This is a genomic window from Bacillus sp. FSL K6-3154 (assembly GCF_040869395.1).
GTDB lineage: Bacteria > Bacillota > Bacilli > Bacillales > Bacillaceae > Bacillus > Bacillus safensis.
Genome location: NZ_CP152033.1, coordinates 458,655 through 475,669 on the forward strand (window position 1 = coordinate 458,655; position 17,015 = coordinate 475,669).

Annotated in this window: 17 protein-coding genes and 1 other annotated feature; of the genes, 2 read left to right on the forward strand and 15 right to left on the reverse strand. The window is 41.8% G+C overall.

Features of this window, described 5'->3' with window-relative positions; genetic code table 11:
* Positions 1–95: 95 nt before the first annotated feature.
* From leuD to ilvE, 8 genes are all read right to left on the reverse strand, one after another.
* Positions 96–695, reverse strand: coding sequence for a 3-isopropylmalate dehydratase small subunit (gene leuD, locus MHH61_RS02545; RefSeq protein ID WP_024423183.1), 600 nt, complete (start codon positions 693–695; stop codon positions 96–98).
* A gap of 13 nt (positions 696–708) precedes the next feature.
* Positions 709–2,124: a 3-isopropylmalate dehydratase large subunit gene (leuC, locus tag MHH61_RS02550; protein WP_125586703.1), complete on the reverse strand. Its 1,416-nt coding sequence runs from the start codon at positions 2,122–2,124 to the stop codon at positions 709–711.
* A 40-nt stretch (positions 2,125–2,164) separates the two neighbouring features.
* Positions 2,165–3,262 (reverse strand): 3-isopropylmalate dehydrogenase, encoded by a 1,098-nt coding sequence (gene leuB, locus MHH61_RS02555; protein ID WP_125586705.1) that lies wholly within the window; start codon positions 3,260–3,262, stop codon positions 2,165–2,167.
* A gap of 18 nt (positions 3,263–3,280) precedes the next feature.
* A complete protein-coding gene (locus tag MHH61_RS02560) occupies positions 3,281–4,834 on the reverse strand; it encodes a 2-isopropylmalate synthase (RefSeq protein ID WP_024423186.1) in 1,554 nt (517 codons plus the stop codon).
* Positions 4,821–5,849 carry a ketol-acid reductoisomerase gene (gene ilvC, locus MHH61_RS02565; protein WP_007501581.1) on the reverse strand — a complete coding sequence of 343 codons (1,029 nt, stop codon included), beginning with the start codon at positions 5,847–5,849 and terminating at the stop codon, positions 4,821–4,823. The genes MHH61_RS02560 and ilvC overlap by 14 nt, the downstream gene beginning before the upstream one ends.
* 18 nt (positions 5,850–5,867) lie before the next feature.
* Positions 5,868–6,386 (reverse strand): acetolactate synthase small subunit, encoded by a 519-nt coding sequence (gene ilvN / locus MHH61_RS02570; protein ID WP_007501584.1) that lies wholly within the window; start codon positions 6,384–6,386, stop codon positions 5,868–5,870.
* Entirely contained in the window at positions 6,383–8,107 is a 1,725-nt protein-coding gene (gene ilvB, locus MHH61_RS02575) for an acetolactate synthase large subunit (RefSeq protein ID WP_125586707.1), read from the reverse strand. Before ilvB ends, ilvN begins: the two co-directional genes overlap by 4 nt.
* 122 nt (positions 8,108–8,229) lie before the next feature.
* Positions 8,230–8,476: a binding site (T-box leader), on the reverse strand.
* A gap of 8 nt (positions 8,477–8,484) precedes the next feature.
* Positions 8,485–9,399, reverse strand: coding sequence for a branched-chain-amino-acid transaminase (ilvE, locus tag MHH61_RS02580; protein ID WP_024427825.1), 915 nt, complete (start codon positions 9,397–9,399; stop codon positions 8,485–8,487).
* 432 nt (positions 9,400–9,831) lie between these two features.
* Between ilvE and MHH61_RS02585 the strand changes: the two genes are divergently transcribed.
* Complete coding sequence (locus MHH61_RS02585; protein WP_034621158.1) at positions 9,832–10,875, forward strand: lactonase family protein; 1,044 nt, start codon at positions 9,832–9,834, stop codon at positions 10,873–10,875.
* 32 nt (positions 10,876–10,907) lie between these two features.
* On the opposite strand, the gene MHH61_RS02590 is transcribed toward MHH61_RS02585, so the two are convergent.
* The 6 genes from MHH61_RS02590 to MHH61_RS02615 all read right to left on the reverse strand — a co-directional run bounded on the left by MHH61_RS02590 (position 10,908) and on the right by MHH61_RS02615 (position 15,697).
* Positions 10,908–11,327, reverse strand: a complete 420-nt coding sequence (locus MHH61_RS02590) for a YkvA family protein (RefSeq protein ID WP_034621160.1) — start codon at positions 11,325–11,327, stop codon at positions 10,908–10,910.
* A 95-nt stretch (positions 11,328–11,422) separates the two neighbouring features.
* Complete coding sequence (gene dltD / locus MHH61_RS02595; RefSeq protein WP_025092477.1) at positions 11,423–12,589, reverse strand: D-alanyl-lipoteichoic acid biosynthesis protein DltD; 1,167 nt, start codon at positions 12,587–12,589, stop codon at positions 11,423–11,425.
* Positions 12,589–12,825 carry a D-alanine--poly(phosphoribitol) ligase subunit 2 gene (gene dltC, locus MHH61_RS02600; RefSeq protein ID WP_024423191.1) on the reverse strand — a complete coding sequence of 79 codons (237 nt, stop codon included), beginning with the start codon at positions 12,823–12,825 and terminating at the stop codon, positions 12,589–12,591. The genes dltD and dltC overlap by 1 nt, the downstream gene beginning before the upstream one ends.
* 21 nt (positions 12,826–12,846) lie before the next feature.
* Positions 12,847–14,031, reverse strand: coding sequence for a D-alanyl-lipoteichoic acid biosynthesis protein DltB (gene dltB / locus MHH61_RS02605; RefSeq protein ID WP_025092476.1), 1,185 nt, complete (start codon positions 14,029–14,031; stop codon positions 12,847–12,849).
* Positions 14,028–15,533: a D-alanine--poly(phosphoribitol) ligase subunit DltA gene (gene dltA, locus MHH61_RS02610; RefSeq protein ID WP_125586710.1), complete on the reverse strand. Its 1,506-nt coding sequence runs from the start codon at positions 15,531–15,533 to the stop codon at positions 14,028–14,030. The genes dltB and dltA overlap by 4 nt, the downstream gene beginning before the upstream one ends.
* Before the next feature lie 14 nt (positions 15,534–15,547).
* Complete coding sequence (locus tag MHH61_RS02615; RefSeq protein WP_024427820.1) at positions 15,548–15,697, reverse strand: teichoic acid D-Ala incorporation-associated protein DltX; 150 nt, start codon at positions 15,695–15,697, stop codon at positions 15,548–15,550.
* Positions 15,698–16,029: 332 nt separating this feature from the next.
* Between MHH61_RS02615 and MHH61_RS02620 the strand changes: the two genes are divergently transcribed.
* Positions 16,030–16,425, forward strand: coding sequence for a VOC family protein (locus MHH61_RS02620; protein ID WP_125586712.1), 396 nt, complete (start codon positions 16,030–16,032; stop codon positions 16,423–16,425).
* Positions 16,426–16,653: 228 nt separating this feature from the next.
* Here the strand turns inward: MHH61_RS02620 and MHH61_RS02625 are convergent, their stop codons facing one another.
* Positions 16,654–16,833, reverse strand: coding sequence for a hypothetical protein (locus MHH61_RS02625; protein ID WP_125586714.1), 180 nt, complete (start codon positions 16,831–16,833; stop codon positions 16,654–16,656).
* Positions 16,834–17,015 lie beyond the last annotated feature (182 nt).

A 17,015-nucleotide genomic window follows, 5' to 3' on the forward strand; every position in this document is an offset into this window, starting at 1 on the left:
ATCAGTTTACCAACGAAGATTAGTAAACACAAGTAACGAGAGGTTTTCATGCAAAAAAGAAGCCGTCACACCTCGGGCGGACAGCTTCTCGTTGCTTAAGCGCGCAGCCAGCTGCTGCGCTTTTCTTCAAATGCTTGAATGTCATCTTCTAGAAGTAATGTTAATGAAATCTCATCATAACCATTTAGGAGCATTTCTCTCCAGTGAGGGTCGACTTGAAAAGGGGTGATATTCCCTTCATGATCTTCTATCTGCTGTTTTTCAAGATCAACCGTCATCTCATACCCTTTGTTCTCATATGACGCAGCGAAGGTTTTCCACACATCATAATCAAGGCGAATCGGAAGCATCCCATTTTTAAAGCAGTTTTGATGAAATATATCTGCGAATGATGGTGCGATGACAATTTTAAAGCCATAATCATCAAGCGCCCAAGGAGCATGTTCCCTAGATGATCCGCAGCCAAAGTTCTCCCCTGCGATCAAAATGGATGCTCCTTCATAGATCGGCTGATTTAGTTCGAAATCTGGATTTGGGCTGCCATCGGCTAAATAACGCCAGTCGAAAAAGGCAAAGCGGCCATATCCTGTTCGTTCGATTCTTTTTAAAAATTGTTTCGGAATAATTTGATCTGTATCTACATTGATACGGTTAAGCACAGCGGCTTTTCCTTTATGAGTGACTAAAGGCTCCATCTATGACAACTCCTTACACGACTGTTTTCTCTTGATTAAACTTCCTGACATCGACAAAGCGGCCATGTATCGCAGCCATTGCAGCCATTGCCGGGCTGACAAGATGTGTTCTCGCACCCTTCCCTTGACGCCCTTCAAAGTTACGGTTTGATGTGGACGCGCAGCGTTCGCCCTCCGGTACCACATCGTTATTCATACTAAGGCACATACTGCAGCCTGATTCTCTCCATTCAAATCCAGCTTCAAGGAAGATTTCATGAAGACCTTCTTTTTCTGCTTGCAATTTGACACTTTGAGAGCCAGGCACCACAATCGCTCTGACATGATCTGCTACTTTTTGTCCTTCAATCATAGAAGCGGCTTGGCGTAAATCAGTCATTCTTGAGTTCGTACATGAGCCGATAAAGACATGCTCAATCGTAATATCTTCTATACGCTGATGCGGGTGGACACCCATGTATTCGTAAGCACGAATCGCTTCTTTTTGATCATCTTCTTGTGCAAAGTCCTCAGGTCCTGGGATTGATGCATCCACAGGCAGTACCATTCCTGGGTTAATTCCCCACGTAACCATTGGTGAAATCTGATTTCCATCTAATACAATGGTTTTATCGTAAGTTGCACCTGGATCTGTTCTAAGTTCTTCCCATTCTTTAATAGCTGCTTCGAAGTCTTCACCCCGCGGTGCATATTTGCGGCCGCGGCAATATTCGAAGGTGACTTCATCAGGTGCAATCAATCCTGCTCTTGCGCCTGCTTCAATTGACATATTACAAACGGTCATCCGCTCATCCATCGTCATGTTTCTGAATACTTCCCCAGTGTATTCAATGACATAACCTGAGCCGAACTTCACGCCGTGCGCACCAATGACGGCTAAAATGACATCTTTGGCGGTTACCCCTTTTTGAAGCTTTCCGTCTACTCTAATTTCTAGCGTTTTCGGACGCTGCTGCCAAAGTGTTTGTGTAGAAAGTACATGTTCAACCTCACTAGTACCGATCCCAAAGGCAAGTGCACCAAACGCGCCGTGAGTTGATGTATGACTATCTCCACAAACGATTGTTTTCCCCGGAAGTGTCAATCCAAGCTCAGGTCCAACGACATGGACGATTCCTTGGTCAACACTGTGAAGGTCAGCAAGACGAACGCCAAATTCCGCACAGTTGCGCTCTAAGGCACTTACTTGCTTTTTAGCAATCTCATCTTTGATCACAAATCGATTCACAGTTGGGATGTTGTGATCCATCGTCGCAAACGTGTTTTGAGGTCTTCTCACCTTGCGCCCTTTTTGTCTTAATCCTTCAAATGCTTGAGGTGATGTCACTTCATGCACCAAGTGCAGATCAATATATAAAAGGTCTGGTTTTCCCTCGCCGCTTTTGACTACATGCTGATCCCATATTTTTTCGATGATTGTTCGAGGCATAACCCTTTTCCTCCCTCTACCTAATTCCACAAGATTCTATTTACACAATGGTTTGCACGCGCTGCTTGAGTGCGTCTACAACCGCATTAGTGATTTCTTCAGTCGTTTGATAAGTTCCCTCTTTTGCTGCTAAATCTTTTGTTCGTTTGCCAGAGACAAGAACAGCTTCGACAGCTTCTTCTATTGCAGCCGCTTCTTCTTCTAATGCAAAGGATGTTCTAAGCAAGCTTGCTGCTGATAAAATGGTTGCCAGAGGGTTTGCAACGTTTTGCCCCGCAATATCGGGTGCTGAACCATGAATTGGCTCATATAAATGAAGGCCAGTGCTTGATAAACTAGCAGATGGCAGCATGCCGAGTGATCCAGTAATCATAGAAGCTTCGTCACTTAAAATATCACCGAACATATTCTCCGTCACAATGACATCAAATTGAGCGGGCTTGTAAATCAGCTGCATGGCAGCATTGTCGACGAGCATATGCTCAAATTCAACTTCTGGATATTGAGCAGCAACTTCTTCTACTGCATCCCGCCATAGTTTACTAGAAGCAAGGACATTCGCTTTATCCACAGACGTCACTTTTTTCCGTCTTGTTAAGGCCATGTCGAACGCTTCTTTTAATACGCGGACAATTTCTTCCTTTGTATAAAGGAGCGTATCAACGGCAGCTTCTTTTCCTTCATCATCCGTATAGCGTTCGCTTGGTTCACCAAAATAGAGACCGCCTGTTAATTCACGAACGATGACGAAATCGACTCCGTTAATGTGATCTTGTTTTAACGGAGATGCCTCGCTTAAGCTATCGAACACCTTTACAGGGCGGATATTGGCAAATAAGTCCAGCTGTTTACGAATGGCGAGCAGGCCTTTTTCTGGACGAAGCTCTGGCGGGTTTTGATCCCACTTTGGTCCACCGACTGCTCCTAATAAAATCGCATCAGCGTTTTTGCATACATCTACTGTTTCCTTTGGAAGCGGGTTGTTTTTTTCATCTATTGCGATACCGCCAATAAGCGCAGTTTCAAATTCGAATTCGTGTCTAAATTGAGCCGCTGTCTCTTGAAGGACTGCGACTGCAGATGTCACGACTTCCGGTCCGATTCCATCGCCGGGCAAAAGTGCAATTTTCTTTTTCATGAGAACCTTCCTCCTTTCCTATGAGATCGCGTGATGTTTCTCAATTTCAATCAGATTTGATTTGAAGATTAAATGTCTGTTCACTGCATTGACGTAAGCTTTTGCAGATGCTTCAAGTACATCTTGCGCTACACCGCGTCCTGCTGTTTCTTTTCCTTCTATTGAAACAGTGACATATACTTCTGCTAGTGCATCTCTGCCTTTTCCATTTGATTGAATGCGGTAGTCCAGCAAATGAATTCTTTCTTCCATACAGCGCTCAAGCGTGTTGTACACAGCCTCTACACTGCCTGCACCTGTGGCTGCTTCTTGAATGACTTCCTGTGTTTCTTGATTTTTCAGAGAAACTGTTGCTGTTGGCATTTGTTCTGTTCCATAGTGTACTTGCAGACTTTCAAATTCGTAGCCAATTTTTCGGTCTGCTACTTTTTCTTCTAATATAATAGAGATCAAGTCATCATCTGTAATTTCTTTCTTCTTCTCTGTCAAGTTCTTGAAAGTCTCAAAGAATTTATTGATTTCGTCTTCCGTTAGTTTAAAGCCTAGTGTTTTCATACGGTCTTTAAACGCGTGTCTTCCGGAGTGTTTTCCAAGGACAAGCACATCTGTTGTCACGCCGACAAGCTCTGGAGAAATAATTTCATAGGTTGTTTTTTCTTTGAGGAAGCCATCTTGGTGAATACCTGATTCATGTGCAAATGCGTTGTTTCCAACGACTGCTTTATTACGCGGCACAATCATTCCTGAGTATTTGCTCACTACATCACTTGTACGCTTAATTTCATTCAATTGAATCGTTGATTCGACCTGGTAAAAGTCTTTTCGAATATGAAGAGCTACTGCAATTTCTTCTAACGCGGCATTTCCAGCGCGCTCGCCAATTCCGTTGACAGCCGTTTCAATTTGATCTGCTCCATTTTCAATGGCAGCAAGTGAGTTTGCTACAGCCATTCCTAAATCATCGTGACAGTGAGCGGACAAGTTGACGCGGTCGATATTTGGAACGTGTTCCTTCATATATTTAAAGATGTTTCCGTACTCTTTTGGCGCTAGGTATCCAACTGTATCTGGCAAGTTAATGACACTCGCCCCAGCGTCAATGACCTTTTCTACAATTTCTGCCAAGAAAGCAAGATCTGTACGGCACGCATCTTCTGCTGACCATTGGACAACTGGAAAACGTTCTTTCGCATATTTCACCATTGCGACAGCCTGTTCTACGACTTCTTCACGTGTTTTCTTTAGTTTATGCTTCAGGTGAATGTCAGAAGTGGCAATAAAGACATGAAGCCTTGGCTCCACTCCATCTTTTAATGCTTCCCATGCAGCATCAATGTCACCTTTCACACATCGTGCAAGACCAGCAACAGAACAGTTTTTAATCGTTCTTGCAATTTCTTGTACGCCTAAGAAATCCCCTCGGGATGAAGCGGGAAATCCCGCTTCAATGATATTAACCCCAAGGCGCTCAAGCTGCTTTGCAATGATTAGCTTTTCTTGTGCATTTAAGTTCACTCCTGGTGATTGCTCTCCATCCCGAAGTGTTGTGTCAAAAAAATTAATTTTTCGCACCGACGCTCACCGCTTCCTTTTTCTTTCCTTGTTTAACGAAAGGCATCATTTCACGAAGCTTTCTACCAACGATTTCAATTTGGTGCTCATTTTCATTTGCATTGATCGCATTGAAACGTGGACGATTCACTTGGTTTTCAACAATCCATTCTTTTGCAAATGTTCCGTTTTGGATATCAGTCAAAACAGCTTTCATTGACTCTTTTACCTTTGCATCTACAACGCGTGGTCCTGATACGAAGTCACCCCATTGTGCTGTATCAGAGATTGAATATCTCATGCCTTCTAAGCCTTCTTCATACATAAGGTCAACGATCAATTTTAGTTCATGCAGACACTCGAAGTATGCAAGCTCTGGCTGATAACCAGCTTCTGTTAACGTTTCGAATCCTGCTTTTACTAGTGAAGTAAGGCCTCCACAAAGAACTGCCTGCTCACCGAATAGATCCGTTTCTGTTTCTTCTTTAAATGTTGTTTCAAGAACGCCCGCTCTTGCTCCGCCGATCGCTTTTGCATAAGCAAGTGCTTTGTCTTTCGCTTGGCCAGATACATCTTGATAGATAGCAAATAGGGCAGGTACACCAGCGCCTTGCTCATATGTTCTTCTCACAAGATGTCCTGGTCCTTTTGGAGCTACAAGATACACGTCTACGTCACTTGGAGGAACAATTTGATGGAAGTGAACGTTGAATCCGTGTGCGAATACAAGTGAGTTGCCAGCTTCTAATTGATCTTTGATTTCTTCATCATATACTTTCTTTTGCTGCTCATCTGGAAGTAGTACCATCACGACGTCTGCTTGTGCCGCTGCTTCTTTTACTGTGAATACTTGATGACCGTCTTCTTGTGCTTTTGTATAAGATCCGCCTTTTCTTACGCCGACGATCACATCTACGCCGCTTTCTTTTAAGTTCAATGCATGTGCATGACCTTGTGAACCGTAACCAATGATTGCTACCTTTTGACCATTTAATACGTTTTCTTGAATATCACCGTTATAATATACTTTTACCATTTGACTCTCTCCTTTTGTTTAGACAATTGAAATTGTTTTATTTGTTTGCGGCTTTTGCTGATTATCTCTCGCAAAGGCCGTAGTGCCAGTTCTGGCGACTTCTTTAATGCCGTATGGCTTAAGTAATTCAATGAGTGCTTCAATTTTTGAAGACTCACCTGTCACCTGAATGACGACACTCTCTCTGCTCACATCTACAATAGAAGCTCTAAAAGGTTCAATGACCCCTGTGATCTCCATTCTAGATGCTGGTGCAGATACGACTTTTATCAAAGCCAGCTCTCGCTGAACGATTGATTGGTTTGTAATGTCTGTTACTTTCAGAACATCGATTTGTTTGTTCAGCTGTTTTGTCAGCTGTTCGATGTCTTTCTCCTGGTCTACATGGACGACGAACGTGATGCGTGATACATCTTGAATCTCAGAATGGCCGACCGTAATGCTTTCAATGTTGTAGTGTCTTTTGGTAAAGAGGCCTGTGATTCTGTTCAGTACGCCTGATCGATTTAATACAGTCAACACAATAATTCTTTTCAAGGTTTCACCCCCACCATCTCATGAAGTCCTTTCCCCGGTGCTACCATCGGGAATACTTTTTCATCTCTCGCTACATTGACATCGATGAAAACAGGCTCTCTAGAGGTTAAGGCTTCTTCAAGCTTTTCTTTCGCCTCTTCGTCTGATGAGATTCTGATTCCTTTAATGCCATAAGCTTCAGATAATTTGACGAAGTCTGGCTGATCTGAAAATTTAGAATGCGAGTAGCGTTCTTCGTAGAAAATTTCTTGCCATTGTCTTACCATTCCAAGGCAGTGATTATTGAGTACAATCACTTTGACTGGAAGGTTCAGCTCACGGATAACGGCAAGTTCTTGCAGGGTCATTTGGAAACCTCCGTCTCCTAAAATCGCTACAACGGTTGCCTCTTGATCAGCCAGCTGAGCGCCGATGGCTGCTGGTAATCCGAAGCCCATTGTGCCAAGGCCTCCAGATGTTACCCACTTATCAGCATTTTCAAATGGATAGAACTGTGCTGCCCACATTTGATGCTGTCCGACATCAGTTGCGACAATGGCTTCACCTTTAGTGAATTGATGAATGTATTCAATCAGCTTTTGAGGCTTAAAGCCTTCAGCTTCGTTTTCAACGTACCAGAGTGGATATTCTTCCTTCCACTGATCTAATTGATTTTTCCATTCGTCAGCGTCTGCTTGTTTCCCGTCTTGCTTGATCAGTTCTTCAAGGACTAGCTTACTGTCTCCAACAACTGGGATATGGGTATGAATGTTCTTGCCGATTTCCGCTGGGTCGATGTCAATATGAGCGACCTTCGCATGTTTCGCAAAATGATTGAGGTTTCCTGTTACCCTGTCATCAAATCTCGCTCCGATTGAAATGAGCAGGTCACATTGATGAAGAGCCATGTTCGCTGCATATGTGCCATGCATACCAGCCATCCCTAGGAAAAGAGGGTGCTTTGCCGGGAATCCGCCAAGTCCAAGCAGTGTATGAGCGACTGGGATTTGCTGCTGCTCTACATACTGTCTTAATTCTTCAGATGCTTTGCCATGAAGAACGCCTGCTCCTGCTAGAATGACTGGTTTCTTCGCTCTGCTGACAGCTTCTACTAATTTGCGAATTTGCAAATAGTTCGGCTCTACTTTTGGCTGATAACCAGGTAAATCAATTGGCTGATCATATTCAAACGTTCCTTCAATGCCTGCGACATCTTTTGGAATATCAATCAAAACTGGACCAGGTCTGCCTGTTGTTGCGATATGGAATGCCTCTTTAATGACACCCGGCAATTCCTCTGGATTTCTTACCTGGTAGCTGTGCTTAGTAATTGGCATTGTGATGCCGAGTACATCTGCTTCTTGGAAAGCATCCGATCCAATGACTGAGGTTGCCACCTGCCCTGTGAATACAACAAGGGGAAGTGAATCAATCATCGCATCTGCAATTCCTGTGACAAGGTTTGTCGCTCCCGGCCCTGATGTTGCAATGACAACTCCCGGTTTACCAGATACCCTTGCGTATCCTTCTGCTGCGTGAATTGCTCCCTGCTCATGTCTTGGCAGGACATGAAACAAACCAGAATTGTAAATTTTATCGTAGATCGGCAAAACCGCTCCACCTGGATATCCAAAAATGACTTCTACTTTTTCTCTTTTGAGTGCTTCAATTAACATGAGTGCACCGTTCATCGTTTGTGGTGCTTTTGATTTTTCCGTCTCCATTTGTACATTTGTCCCCATTTGATTTCCTCCTCTTTGTCTTGCTTCAGTCAAGTCCTTTCACCCTTTTCTATTCAAGATAGAGATATGAGACCATATAAAAAAGCCTTCTCACCCCACAATGACACTACTTTTCACTAGGTCAAAGGGGCGAAAAAGCTTTGTTTTTCGCGGTACCACCCTTGTTCACGGCAAACCCTGCTGCCGTCTCATGGACATCTTTCGTCCATTTTGGTAACGAGTGAGCAATGTCACTCGGTCTGCCCTACTATCATTTCAAGCAGACACTCAGAGGTGAGTTCACTTTAGAAAGTAACACCGGTTTCCAGCTAGCACCGGCTCTCTGTAGATACTGACTCTAAAGCTACTAGTCCTCTTCAACGTTTATCGATATCTATTTAACTTGCATGAATGTTTTCATCTGCAAAAACGACTTTTTCTCCCTCTTCAACTACTCGCTTACGGAATTGTTCAAGAAGTTTGTTTGTGTGGAACCCAGGTTTTCCTTCACCGATTGTACGGCCGTCAACTTTTACAACGGCGATGACTTCGGCTGCGGTTCCTGTTAGAAATACTTCTTCAGCTGTATACACATCATGTCTTGTGAATGGTTCTTCTTTCACTTCGTAGCCTAAGTCTTCTGCAATCTCCATGATGGCATTTCTTGTGATGCCTTCAAGTGCGCCGATATAACCTGGCGGTGTATAAAGCTTGCCTTTTTTATAAATAAACACGTTGTCTGCAGAACCTTCCGCCACGTACCCTTGATCGTTCAGCATCAGCGCTTCACTCACACCGGCCATATGGGCTTCGATTCGGACAAGAATGTTATTCAAATAATTTAATGATTTCACTTTTGGGCTAAGGACATCTGGACGATTTCGTCTTGTTGGAACCGTTACAATATCAATACCCGTTTCATATAGGTGCTTTGGAAAAATGGCCAGCGGCTCTACAATGATCACTGTATTGGCTCTCCCGCAGTTGTTAGGATCTAATCCAAGATCACCTGCTCCTCTTGAGACGACAAGGCGGATATAGGCGTCCTTTAAGCCGTTCCTTTCAACTGTATGAATCATTTTTTCCGTGAGTTCCTCAAGTGAATATGGAATGTTCAGCATAATAGATCTAGCGGAATCATACAGGCGGTCTAAATGTTCTTTCATTCGAAAGATATTTCCGTTATACACGCGAATCCCTTCGAAAACACCGTCGCCATATAAGAAGCCATGATCGTAAACTGAAATTTTCGCATCCTCTTTTTTCACGAGTTCATCGTTTAAAAAGATCCACTGTTCCTTTTGGTCTTCCATTTTCAGTGAGCACCCTCTCTTTCAAACAAAAAGTAGTTGAATTTTCAGACACTTTATATTGAAGTGTCTCTCGCTTGCACTGCGTGTTTGTTTAGCTTTTGTTGAACCCATCTTACGCCGCTTTCCATACAGTGTCAACAGCATTTTTAAAATTATTAGACAATTTAGACTAATCAAAATTAAATGTATACGCTTACACCTTTGCTAGACAAGGAATGAAAAAACTTAAAATTTTTTGTATTTTTTCTTCAATTTATTTACTTTACATGAACGGTTTTCTTTTGAGAAAACTTTTGTGATATTTTTTCACGACATTTTTGATGAATATTGTGAGATTTCTTTGGCTTTGTTTTTCTTTTGGCATGCCTTTCTAAAGCGTTTTCCTATGAATTTATGATAGAATGAGAGCATCTAATAGAAGGAGGGCAATACATGGCTAACATCAGAGGTTATATCGGTACGTATACAAAGGGAGACAGTAAAGGTGTTTATACGTTTACATTAAATACGGACAAGCAGCAGATTGAGCAAGTAGAAGTCGCTGCTGAGCTTGAAAATCCTACATATTTAACCGTGTCAGAGGATCAAAAGTTTGTTTATGCTGTTGTGAAAAAAGGATCACAGGGCGGCCTTGCTGCGTATCAAATTGATTCAACAACAGGCAGACTTCACTTCATCAACCAAGAGCTTGCCGATGGAGCTTCTCCTTGCCACGTCAGCGTGGACAGTCAAACGAAAACGGCGTATACAGCGAACTATCATAAAGGGACAGCAGAGATGTATGAAATCGATGCTGAAAACGGCTCAGTGATCCGCACGCTCTCACAGGCGCAGCATGAAGGAACTGGCCCTAACGAAGATCGTCAGGAAAAGCCGCACACTCACTTTATGGGTCTCACGCCAGATGAACAATTTGCAGTGGCTGTTGACCTTGGAACAGATGGAATTTATACGTATAAGAAAGAAGACGGCAAACTTGAGCTTGCTCATACATTTGAAACAAAGCCAGGCAGCGGACCTCGTCATATCACATTCCACCCAACGAAACCTGTGGCATATGTCATGACAGAGCTAAGCTCAGAGGTCATTGTGCTTCGTTACTTTGAAGATGGCCATTTTGAAGAGATCCAAACAATCGCGACCATTCCAAGCGATTTTACGGAAAACAATCAAGGCAGTGCCATTCATGTCTCTTCAGACGGACAATTTGTTTATGCAGGAAATCGCGGTCATGACAGCATTGCGATTTTTAAAACAGACGCTGACGGCCAATTAAGCCTTGTCGAGATTGCTTCTTCTGAAGGAAACTGGCCTAGAGATTTTGTACTTGATCCAACAGAAGAATTCCTCGTCGGTTCAAACCAAGAATCTAGCAATCTTGTGTTATACAAACGCGACAAAGAAACAGGACGACTCACTGTCTTACAATCAGACATTACCGTCCCTCATCCAGTTTGTGTGAAATTTTTAGGGTAAAGAAAAAAGCCTCCAATAACGGAGGCTTTTCTTTATACAGACGGCATACCGCCATCCTCAAGCTTTTGATCAATCAAAGACGTATCGGTTTTTTCGCCGAACCATTTTGACAGCCTGTCTTTTGCTTTCCCTTTCACATCATCATCAATGTACATTGCTACTTGAAGCAAAGCAAATGTAATGGCTCCTAAATCATCTGTATAGCCGACACCAACCAATGTATCCGGAATAAGATCAAGTGGAAGGATAAAATAGCCGAGTGCTCCAATAATCAAGGTCTTTGCTTTGACCGGCACTTCGGGTTTTTGCAATGTATAGTAAAGTAATAGCACAGCATAGACAAGAGAGACACCAGCTTTTTGTGCCGTCTTTTTTAACTTTTCCCAAAAGGCATGATCATTAAAATGCTTCTTCGAACGCTTTAATAGTTCTTTTTTCTCAGAACGATTCATCATATCGCCTCCATCTACAGCATAGCCCTTTTCCCTTAGTTATACAAGATATCCGCCGATTCGACAAACAAAAAGCAGCAGAAAGCTGCTGCATTCTACTGCTCTTTGTAAAACTTTTCAATTGCCTTATCGATGTACACCCATCCTTTATAAGACACATGAATCGTATCTTTAAAGAAATAAGGATCGTACTCATGCTTAGTCAAATCAGCGACTTCATACCCATTATCTCGAATTTGACGATTGATTTTTTCATAATAACCTGTACGGCCTTCTTTCGGAAAACCGGTGTAGTCATACCACTTTCCGTTGACAGGAATCGTTACAAACAAAGGCTTTGCCCCTGCCTGTTTTAAAATATCAAGCATGATTTGAAAATCTTTGTATTCTGGTGATTCCGCATAAGAATGACCTTCACGGGAATCCTTCATCTTTTTCATGATCGGTTTCAGCTTGTGGTCAAACAGTTTTTGATTAATATAAAACGGGTTGTCCCCTGCTCTTTTCGCACCAAAAATGCTCGCTTCTTTTTCAAGCTCAGCCCATGTTTTTCCTTTGACTGAAGGAGACGGTTGAAGCTTGCGCTCATGCCCCGATCCAATCGTATAGTACATGTCTTTCTTTTGAAGCATGCCATAGTACATTTTCGCAATAGGAGAAATCGCGCCATAAGCGAACTTGTTCCCAGATAGCTCTGCCTTAAAAAGCTCTGTAATCACCATGTCGTTTTTGACTGCTTTAAACTTCATAATTCTTTTAATCAGTTCTTTTTTCACAGTTGGATCAATTTCTTTATTATAGGCGAGATTCAGCGCTTGAAGCGCTGAATAGTTAGGTGCAAAGTGATTCTCGTCAGATCCCCATTTCACAAACCACTGCGGGGACACGATAAATACAAGCTTCTTCCCTTTTAATTCATCCATATGCGCTGCGAAGTTCATCGCATGAATTAATGATTGCGATCCACCTTTTCCAATAAGATAAGGTGTAAACCCTTGAGGATTCTCATGAAAGAAATTCGAAGGGTGATATGGATCAAAACGTGAAAGTTCAGAAGAACCATAGATCGGCAAATAAGTTGGATCTTTTAGCATTTCATCTTGTAAATAGAGCCCTTGGAACATCCCTGGATCTAATTCTGTGGCTGACTTTTGTAATTTGTCTTTTGGGATCAGGTGTGAGAGCCATGCATTTGGTACAAGAAGAACACCAATGAATAGAACAGCCGCTAAAATAAGCGGCCCAAAAAAACGCTTTTTCATTACTTCATCTCTGCCAGCTGCTCAGCAATATGATTCGGCGTATCCCACACATCACGATCGAATTCTGTAATCGGAACAGTGATTCCGAGTTGACTTTCAATTGCCATAAGCAGTTCTACTGTACCAAATGAATCAAGAAGACCTTCTTCAAAAATCGCAATCTCTGGATTTTCTTTCACAACGTCATCCTGACAAACCTCTGCAATAATACCGTATACTTGATTTTTAAATTCCATAATTTTCTACTCCCTTAATCATTAATGATGAAATGGTTTTCCTGAAAAAATATAAAATCCGAAACAAATCACATGGAATGTAATAATGATTGACACAACCATTGTGACCTTATTATCCGGCCACCACTTGTGCTTTTTATTCCATTTCTCAAATAAATTGTAACCGGACATGACAACTGCATGATATAGTCCGTAAATAATATATTGAAGGGCAAGACCATGCCAAGCACCCATCAATAGAAAGAGGACAAAGTACCCGATATTTGATACAGCCATACGGTTCTTAATCCACTTCTTTTTAGTCATAAAGAACACAAATCTCATAAACACGTAGTCTCTGAACCAGAAGGACAGGGACATGTGCCAGCGATTCCAGAAGTCTTTAATATTTCGGCTGATAAACGGTTTATTAAAGTTCTCTGGCGATTTAATACCCATAATATAACTCACACCTACAGCAAACATTGTATATCCAGCAAAGTCAAAGAACAAATACAGGCTGTAAGCATACATATACGTTAACTGCTGAACAAAGTGACTGCTGCTAATATGATGAATATTCATCAGAATATATGTGTGAATTAGATAACCAATAATGAACTTATATAAGAAGCCAATGAAAATTTTATGAATACCGGCATATAGAAGATCACTGTATGCTTCCTTTTCAGGCGGCGTATCCATATCCTTTTCAAATCGGCGGTAACGGTCAATCGGACCTGATGAAATCGTCGGGAAAAAGACAATGAAATAGACCAAACGGTGAATCGGAATTTTCTTCTTAATCAAGCCGTCTCTTGTCTCGATAATTAACTGAACACCTTTAAATGTTAAGTACGAGATCCCCAAAAAGCTCAGCCAGTTCATTGGCGGCGGCTGGTGCGGCTGATGAGTTAAAAAGAACGGTAAAATCTTTGAAAGCACAAGCGGCAAAATAGATGCCACCACTGCTGCATAGAAAACAGATGCCTGATTCGCCTTTAACCTGTATGCAAGGTACAGGCGGATGATGAAGACTTGCCACACCGTGAACAAGAAGAGCAGCAACGCGCCATGGGCATCCTTTGAGAAAATAAGTGCCAGCGCCACAACCGTTGCAAACATGTTGTAGCCCTGCATTCTTTTGCCGCGAAGACCAAGAATGATCGTCGGCAAAAGAAGAATACCAATTAGAATGAAGAAAAAGAATGAACTAAACGGAATCATAGAAGAACCTCTTTCGCGATTCTCTTACGGTCAACCTTCCCGTTTGGCGTCATGTACAGCTGCTCAAGATAGACAAACTTTCTTGGGATCATGTACGCTGGCAGTGAATCCGCCATTTCTTTCTTAATCGCGCTTGTCAGCTGATACTCTTTTTCAAATGAATGAGCTGCTGGAACAATCGCTGCAATCAAGTACTCGACATGACCGTTTGGCTGGAATGGCACAATCACACAAGCATTGACATAGGTTGTCTCGCTCACATGATATTCAATTTCTTCAAGCTCCATCCGGTATCCATGAAGCTTAATTTGATAGTCGAGACGGCCATGGCACGTAATTAAACCATCCTGCGCCACACCCGCGTCACCTGTTCGGTAAGCAGGACGTCCTTCGTATTCAAAGAACACTTTATCTGTCAAGGCTTGTTCACCTAAATAGCCGCTCGTGACGCTTGGCCCCAAGATGACAATTTCGCCTTTTTCACCATCAGGAAGTGTCCTGCCTTCTTCATCTAAAATGACGATATCTGTATCAGGTTTGGCATAGCCGACTGGTAAAGAATCGTGCTGATCAAGAATCTCCTGTGTGACTTCAATCGATGTGATCGCAACAGTTGCTTCAGTTGGACCATACGTATTAAAGACCTGCGCCTTTGGAAAACGCTCCAGAAGTGCACTTGCTACAGCTACAGGAAGCGCCTCACCGCAGAACAAGAAAACTTTCAGCTCAGGTAAAAGCTCCCCTGTAAAGGAAGGGTCCATTAAGCACATTTGCACAAAAGAAGGTGTTGATGTCCACACTTCAACGTCAGATTGACCAAGTGCTGCAAACATATCCTTTGGCTTGTTGACGAGATCTTTTACTAAACAGTAAAGCGTGCCGCCTGATTGAAGCGCTGGATAGAGATCCATCACTGATAAGTCAAAAGAAAATGGTGCTTGATTTAAGAATGTGCGTCCCTCACCAATTGGAAAGTCACGGCACATCCACTCTGTAAAGCTTTCTAAATTATTGGCGGTTACCTGAACGCCCTTCGGTTTTCCGGTACTGCCAGACGTATAAATAATGTAAAAAACATCATCTTGTTGAACCCACTGCGTGGATGGCGGTGCTTCTTTTTCAAGTGCTAAAAGCGATGCCGCACTCTTCACTTCAATGTGTTCTTCTACATCTAATACATTCTGCTCATTTGCACAAATCAATAGACCGGCTTTTGAGCTTTCAATAATTGAGATGATGCGCTCGACAGGTATTGAGATATCGACCGGAATATACGGTCTGCCTGATTTCACACTGCCTAAGAAAGAAATCAGCATCTCTGGCTCCATATGACCGTATACAATGACAGGTTCACTGCCAGCTGCGACTGCATCGATCGCACCAGCCATTTGGTCTGATAAATGCCAAAGCTCATCATATGTGATCGACGCATGTTGAGAAACAAATGCTGGCTGTGTTGGTTTCGTTTGCTGGTATTCATGAATCGTTTGTAATAGTTTCATAATTTAATCTCCAATTAAAAATCGTTGTAAATGAATGATCCCGTATTTGCTGTGTGGAATCCGTAAATAAAGAACAATAATAGCAAAATAAGTAAGTAAAAGCTTGTATATCCTATCCATTTTACAGACTTATTTTCTGATAGCTTTTTGAATAGCATATTGATAACCTCTTTTCTTTTGACACTTATAGAGACGCATGACTCAATCAAAGAGTTTCATATCAAACCATAAAATTTTTAAGAAATACTAAAAAAATGTCGAACCTTGGAACGTCTCTTTTGAGCAAAGCTGTCTTATTGTAACAAAGATTTAATAAATTTGAAATGAAATCCGATCTTAAATTTGCCTTAAAATTGCTGAAAGCTGTCGAGAAGCAGCATATTCTTCTTTAGATGTATTCATTAACAGTTAAACCATTAAATAGAGTTCCATATTCATCTGAATTAAGTTACATTAAGTCATATAATCATTAATCTTCTAAATGGGGGTTCTTCTATTGTCAAAAGGACTTATTCATCATATTGAACTAAATGTTTTGAATTTAAAGAATTCGATTATTTTTTGGGGGTGGTTTTTAGAGGAGTTAGGCTACGAGCCGTATCAAACCTGGGAAAGCGGTCGAAGTTGGAAATTGGGAGAAACTTATATCGTTTTCGTACAAACGGAGGAACGATTTATGGACATACCCTATCATAGACGCAGGGCAGGTCTAAACCACCTGGCTTTTCATGCCAGTTCCCGGCAGCAAGTAGATGATATGACTGAAAAGTTAAAAAGCATGGGTGTTAAAATTCTTTATACCGATACACACCCCTTCGCAGGCGGCGATAAACATTACGCTGTTTATTTTGAAGATCCTGATAGAATGAAAGTTGAATTGGTGGCACCTTAATTTAGTTTGACTAGAGAAATAAAAGAACCCATGATTTCATGGGTTTCTCGTATTGCATGATAAGAAAATCCGTCACAAGACAAACTGGTTCTTCGTTTTCATCTTATACACCTTACTTTTTTTAGTGGGAGAAAGAATATTCTCTCTTTTGAACGTTTACCGCTTTACAATGCCTTTTTCATTAGGGAGGTTAATTTAAAAATGCCCTTCCAATGGAGGGCGGTGCTATTAACTATTTTCTTTTAAGTATTTCTTAATCAATGATTCGCTAAACCTGCTTACGATATAGATCGCAACCGCTATAATCAGCATCAACGGAAACATGCTTAAACGATCATCAGCAACATATACAATGATCCCCACAATGATAGCCACTACGATTGCCGTTAAAAAATGCTGCACCGCCATCTCACCCCTTTGTATAAATCATATACATTTTATTACACAAAAGGTTTAATTGAAATGATTTCCATAAAATCAGTAAGTTTCATTTGTCCGCTCTTAAAGTAGATTGCTATCCCCCTTATGTTGTTCGCACAATTTCCATATGTTAAAATCAACTAAAATATCTATTTAATGGATTAATCAGG

What these genes read in the sequence shown, in the direction of transcription:
- ilvE (WP_024427825.1), bottom strand. Translation starts at nt 9,399, where the DNA reads ATGGAAGACCAAAAGGAACAGTGGATCTTTTTAAACGATGAACTCGTG.
- leuC (WP_125586703.1), bottom strand. Translation starts at nt 2,124, where the DNA reads ATGCCTCGAACAATCATCGAAAAAATATGGGATCAGCATGTAGTCAAA.
- leuB (WP_125586705.1), bottom strand. Translation starts at nt 3,262, where the DNA reads ATGAAAAAGAAAATTGCACTTTTGCCCGGCGATGGAATCGGACCGGAA.
- leuD (WP_024423183.1), bottom strand. Translation starts at nt 695, where the DNA reads ATGGAGCCTTTAGTCACTCATAAAGGAAAAGCCGCTGTGCTTAACCGT.
- ilvB (WP_125586707.1), bottom strand. Translation starts at nt 8,107, where the DNA reads ATGGGGACAAATGTACAAATGGAGACGGAAAAATCAAAAGCACCACAA.
- dltA (WP_125586710.1), bottom strand. Translation starts at nt 15,533, where the DNA reads ATGAAACTATTACAAACGATTCATGAATACCAGCAAACGAAACCAACA.
- MHH61_RS02625 (WP_125586714.1), bottom strand. Translation starts at nt 16,833, where the DNA reads ATGGCGGTGCAGCATTTTTTAACGGCAATCGTAGTGGCTATCATTGTG.
- MHH61_RS02590 (WP_034621160.1), bottom strand. Translation starts at nt 11,327, where the DNA reads ATGAATCGTTCTGAGAAAAAAGAACTATTAAAGCGTTCGAAGAAGCAT.
- ilvC (WP_007501581.1), bottom strand. Translation starts at nt 5,849, where the DNA reads ATGGTAAAAGTATATTATAACGGTGATATTCAAGAAAACGTATTAAAT.
- dltB (WP_025092476.1), bottom strand. Translation starts at nt 14,031, where the DNA reads ATGATTCCGTTTAGTTCATTCTTTTTCTTCATTCTAATTGGTATTCTT.
- dltD (WP_025092477.1), bottom strand. Translation starts at nt 12,589, where the DNA reads ATGAAAAAGCGTTTTTTTGGGCCGCTTATTTTAGCGGCTGTTCTATTC.
- dltC (WP_024423191.1), bottom strand. Translation starts at nt 12,825, where the DNA reads ATGGAATTTAAAAATCAAGTATACGGTATTATTGCAGAGGTTTGTCAG.
- MHH61_RS02585 (WP_034621158.1), top strand. Translation starts at nt 9,832, where the DNA reads ATGGCTAACATCAGAGGTTATATCGGTACGTATACAAAGGGAGACAGT.